General features: G+C 64.2%; 5 protein-coding genes. 4 read left to right on the top strand and 1 reads right to left on the bottom strand.

Annotated features, from left to right (window positions below; genetic code table 11):
* The first annotated feature begins 170 nt into the window (after positions 1 to 170).
* Positions 171 to 797 (top strand): dTMP kinase, encoded by a 627-nt coding sequence (gene tmk, locus BG35_RS0106720; RefSeq protein WP_025782230.1) that lies wholly within the window; start codon positions 171 to 173, stop codon positions 795 to 797.
* A 6-nt stretch (positions 798 to 803) separates the two neighbouring features.
* A complete protein-coding gene (locus BG35_RS0106725) occupies positions 804 to 1,781 on the top strand; it encodes a DNA polymerase III subunit delta' (protein ID WP_034417601.1) in 978 nt (325 codons plus the stop codon).
* Here the strand turns inward: BG35_RS0106725 and BG35_RS0106730 are convergent.
* Positions 1,750 to 2,583 (bottom strand): response regulator transcription factor, encoded by an 834-nt coding sequence (locus BG35_RS0106730; protein ID WP_025782232.1) that lies wholly within the window; start codon positions 2,581 to 2,583, stop codon positions 1,750 to 1,752. The genes BG35_RS0106725 and BG35_RS0106730 overlap by 32 nt on opposite strands.
* 380 nt (positions 2,584 to 2,963) lie before the next feature.
* Here BG35_RS0106730 and BG35_RS0106735 point away from each other — a divergent pair, with 380 nt between their 5' ends.
* Both BG35_RS0106735 and BG35_RS0106740 read left to right on the top strand, forming a co-directional pair.
* Positions 2,964 to 3,449 (top strand): pentapeptide repeat-containing protein, encoded by a 486-nt coding sequence (locus BG35_RS0106735; protein WP_025782233.1) that lies wholly within the window; start codon positions 2,964 to 2,966, stop codon positions 3,447 to 3,449.
* A 359-nt stretch (positions 3,450 to 3,808) separates the two neighbouring features.
* The coding region (locus BG35_RS0106740) for a ferredoxin-like domain-containing protein (protein WP_025782234.1) at positions 3,809 to 4,609 on the top strand (801 nt) is incomplete at its 3' end.

Here is a 4,609-nt window from a genome sequence, read left to right on the forward strand (position 1 = left end):
ACCGTTGTTCCGGCCGCCACCTACAGCCTCATCATGTTTGCGACGGCGCTCCCGTACCTTGGCTTCCTTCGTTGGAACAGGGGTCGCTCGGCTGCTGAACGGGGAAGTTGGCCTGGCTGATTGACAGTGTGCTTCATTGCGCTTCAATCGCAGGGGGGTAGGACTGGGCCATGGCTGGTCGCTTTTTGGTGGCGGAAGGCATTGACGGCTCCGGCAAGTCCAGCCAGGTGGAGCGCCTGCGCCACTGGCTGCCCCGCTCCGGACTCATGCCCCCCGGCGCCAGGCTTCTGGCGACCCGGGAGCCTGGGGGAACCCCGTTGGGCGAGAAGCTTTATCCCATGCTGCTCAACCCCGGGTTGACACTCCACAGCCGCACGGAACTGTTGCTGTTTGCAGCCGACAGAGCTCAACACGTGGAGACCGTGATCCTTCCTGCCCTGCAGGAGGGGCACTGGGTGCTGAGTGATCGTTTCAGCGGGTCCACCGTGGCCTATCAAGGCCATGGTCGTGGTTGCGACCTGGAACTCGTCCACGCCTTGGAGCAGGTGGCCACCGGTGGCCTGACGCCGGATCTCACCCTCTGGTTTGATTTGTGCCCCCAACAAGCCCGCGCCCGCAAGACACCCAGCCAGCAGGACCGCTTTGAGGGGGCCGGGCTGGACTTTACCCGACGGGTGGCCCACGGCTTCCGGAAGCTGGCCATGGAGCGCGGCTGGCAGCGGATCCCGGCCGGGGAGCCCTGGGCCGTGGTGGAGGCTGCCGTTCAGGCGGCCTGCCGGAGCACCTTTGCCAACTGAAGCAGGATGAACGCATCAGTCCGTGAAACCGTGTTTGCCGACGTGACGGGTCAGGCCCAGGCCGTGGACCTGCTGCAGGCCAGCCTGGAGAAGCAACGCCTGGCGCCGGCCTATCTCTTCTGTGGTCCCCACGGTGTGGGTCGCCGCCGGACGGCCCTACGGTTTCTGGAGGCCGTTCTTGGGGGCCATCCGCAAGGAAACCCCAGCCAGCGGCGGCGACTGGAGAAGGGCAACCACCCGGACCTGCTGGTGGTGGAACCCACCTACAGCAGCCAGGGGCGCCTGCTGACCCCTGCCGAGGCTGATGGTCAGGGGCTCAAGAAACGGAGTCTCCCCCAGTTGCGCCTGGAGCAGGTGCGGGACGTGGGTCGTTTTCTGGCCCGCAAGCCTCTGGAGGGGCAACGCTCCTGTGCGCTGCTGGACGGGGTGGAGCATCTCAACGAGGCAGCGGCCAATGCTCTGCTGAAAACCCTGGAGGAACCCGGCGGCGGCCTCCTGGTGTTGCTGGCCCCCAGCCGGAATCACGTTCTCTCCACCATCCGGTCCCGGTGCCAGGCGGTCAACTTCCGCGCCCTCTCGCCGGCAGCGCTGCAGCAGGTCTTGCTGGGATTGGGGCACACCGGGGAGGAAGATTCCCCGGAACTCCTGGCCTTGGCGGCCGGCAGCCCGGGGGAGTTGCTCCGCCACCGCCAGCAGTTGCAAGCCCTGAACCCCGGCCCACAGACGTTACTGGAACAACCCCTGCAGACTCCTCGTCAGGCCTTGACGTTGGCCAGAGACATTGCGGAGCGCCTGGATATCGAACAACAACTCTGGCTCATTGGCTGGTGGCAGCAACACCTGTGGAGGCAGGGATGTGGGCAACCGTCCCTGACCCGGGGGAGGGTGTGGGCCCTTGAGCGCCTTCACCGACAACTCAGGGGCCATGTGCAGCCCCGACTGGCCTGGGAGGTCACCCTCCTGGAGCCACTGGCGAAGCGCTGAAACCAGAGCTTGGCGCTGCCTTCTTGGTGCTGGCGCCTTCGGCGTCCGCCTCCTGGGTCAAGGCGAGTTCATTCCGATACCGTTCCATGGCGGCGGAGTCTCCAGGGAGTTCCAGACAGTAGCCGGCCCCGTAAACGGTCTTGATGTAGGTGGGTTTGCGGGGGTTGGGCTCCAGCTTGGTGCGCAGATGGCGGATATGGACGCGGATGGTCTCGATGTCGTCGTCCGGGTCGTATCCCCACACGTCTTTGAGAATCAGGGAGGGGGCCACCGTCTGGCCGTGACGCTGCAAGAGGCAGTGGAGCAGTTCAAACTCCAGGTGGGTGAGGCGCACGGGCTTTTCAAACCAGAGGGCCTCGAAGCGTTCCGGGACCAGGGTGAGTGGCCCGAAACTCAGGATTTCCGTATTCCTGGCGGAGAATGGGGAGTGATCGCTACGCCGCAACAACACTTTGACCCGGGCCAGCAGCTCGTCCAGATCGAACGGCTTGGTGAGGTAGTCATCAGCGCCGGAATTGAAGCCGCTCACCTTGTCCTTGGTGCTGGCCAAAGCCGTGAGCATGAGGATGGGCACCTGGGCGGTGCGGCTGTCCCGTCTCAGACGCTGGCAAAGGGTGAGCCCATCCACCAGGGGCAGCATCAGATCCAGGATGATCAGGTCGGGAATGCTTTGTATGGCCAGGGCCTGACCTTTCACGCCATCCTCGGCGAGTTGCACCTCGAAGCCAGCGTGCTTCAGGCTTCCCGCCACCAACTGGCGCATATCACGGTCGTCTTCTATCAAGAGAATGCTAGACTTCATAGGTGGAGGGCAAGAGATTGAGAGGAGTCGACCAGGCTTGGCAGACCAGGCTGTCAGGATTTTTCTCCAGGGAACCATTCTAGTGGTCCCAGGCGGGGATCGTAGGGGCCTGGGTCGAGAACGCCCTCTCCCCGTTCAGCGGCTCCAATCCCGGAGGCTGGGATGGAGCGTTTCAGGCCGGCCTTGACCTTTGGATCCCGAGCCTGGCGCTGGTGGATATGGTCAAGCGGGCCGTCTGTTGAGTACGCCCCGGTTCGGATTGGCCACGTTGGCCATACCGTGCCGGTTATCAACCATGCCTGCGTTGCACAGCATGACCATAAGGCTGGGGGGACAGCAACAGGGCGCTAACCTGGGCTGGCTGCTGCTGGAGAACGGGGATGGGATCGCTGCTGGGTGGCCTGCTGGTTGTGGCTCTGAGCTTCATGGTGAGCCTGGCCGCCCCACCTCCCCTTTGGGGCGCCATGGATTATGCCAAGCAGTCCCTCATCGGCGCTGATTTCCACGGGCAGGATCTGCGGGGCGCCACCTTCAACCTGACCAATCTGCGGGAGGCGGACTTCAGCGGGGCGGACCTGCGGGGCGCCAGCCTCTTTGGGGCCAAGCTTCAAGACGCCAACCTGCGGGGCGTCGATCTGCGGGAGGCCACCCTGGATTCGGGAATCCTGCGGCGGGCGGACCTGCGGGACGCCCGACTGGAGGACGCGTTTGCCTTCAATGCACGGTTTGAAGACGTGGACATCACCGGCGCGGACTTCACCAACGTGATCCTGCGCAAGGATCAACTCCGCGCCCTCTGCCGTCGGGCCGAGGGGACCAACCCGAGCACCGGCCAGTCAACCCGGGACACCCTCGGTTGCCGCTAACACCCCGAATCACGGGACGCGCCCTGGACCACCCTGGCGTCAACCCAGGGGCCGCCGTTCCCCGGAAGCCCCTGGGGGATCCCGAACAATTCTTCGCGGAGTTGATCAATCAACAGGTCCAGACACGGCGGTTGATCGCCTCAGCCCTTCCTGCCCATGGATATGGATATTGGGTCCCCATAACCTGTAACAGATTGACCATGCTCTTGTAGCTTGATCATGGGCTGGATCCTAGGTTGGATTGCCCCCTTCGCCCGCTTGCCTGCTTTCCGCCTGTGACGAGTACTGTGGAAACTGCTCCCCTGGCCCATGATGCACCGACGGCAGGGGGCCTGCTAAGCGAGAACGGCGCCAGGAAGATGGCCAAGGTGGAAGCGCTCAAGCTTGCGAGTGATCACTTGCGGGAGCCCCTGGCCAGCGAGTTGGAGAACGATGAGGCCCACTTTAGCAACGGGGCTGTTCAAATCCTGAAGTTTCACGGCAGCTATCAGCAAACCAATCGCGACCAGCGGCAAAGGGATTGGACCATGATGCTGCGGCTGCGCTCCCCCGGTGGGCGCGTTCCCGCCCAGCTTTACCTGGCCCTTGACCAGTTGGCGGATCGTTACGGCAACGGCACTCTGCGGGCCACCACCCGCCAGACGTTTCAGTTGCACGGTATCCCCAAGCAGGATCTGCGCACCGTCCTGGGAACCATTGTGCGCAACCTGGGATCCACCCTCGCCGCCTGTGGCGACATCAACCGCAACGTCATGGCGCCAGCGGCTCCCTACGCCACCGGGGGCTACCCCGCCGCCCGACGACTGGCGGATGATGTTGCCGCACTGCTCACCCCCCGGGCGGCCCTGGGGGCCTATCTGGATCTATGGGTGGACGGGGACATGGCTTACCGCCTCCGCCCCACACCCAGGGTGAGGACAGTGAACCGTCAGCCTGCTCCTGGGGCAGTCCATAGCGGTGACGAGCAGGAGCCGCTCTACGGCAATCGCTATCTGCCGCGCAAGTTCAAGGTGGGGGTCACGGTTCCGGGGGACAATTCCATTGACGTCCTGACCCAGGACCTGGGGCTTGTGGTCTTCACCGACGCCATCGGCAGACTGTCGGGAGCCAACGTCTACGTGGGTGGCGGCATGGGACGCACCCACAACAAGGAGGACACC

Source organism: Candidatus Synechococcus spongiarum SH4 (assembly GCF_000586015.1).
Taxonomy (GTDB): Bacteria; Cyanobacteriota; Cyanobacteriia; order PCC-6307; family Cyanobiaceae; genus Synechococcus_B; species Synechococcus_B spongiarum_F.